General features: G+C 46.9%; 1 protein-coding gene. It reads right to left on the reverse strand.

Annotated features, from left to right (window positions below):
• Positions 1-73 precede the first annotated feature (73 nt).
• Positions 74-277: FKBP-type peptidyl-prolyl cis-trans isomerase (locus tag ACKX14_RS15735; protein ID WP_422449322.1), on the reverse strand; the 204-nt coding region annotated here is incomplete at its 5' end.

Below are 277 nucleotides of genomic sequence, written 5' to 3' on the forward strand. Positions count from 1 at the left end.
AGGTATTATCCGCTCTGAGAATATGCCGGATAGCAGGAAATGAGGAAAGATGTATGCGGGGACAAATTTCCGCTCAGTAAAAATCCTGCATAACAACCGAAAAGATAAGAATGGACCCGCCCGGAATCACTGTAATATCGGCCTCATTTTTTACATCAGTATAGCCATAGCCCAATGCGGGCGGAATATACAACCGGATCTCACCTCCTTTGCCAATGAGCGGCAGGCCGATCTTACAGCCCTCGATCAATCCACCCAGGGTAAATACAACAGGATT

The organism is Thermorhabdus hydrogeniformans (assembly GCF_049310025.1).
Lineage (GTDB): Bacteria > Bacillota > Thermosediminibacteria > Thermosediminibacterales > Tepidanaerobacteraceae > JBJYKD01.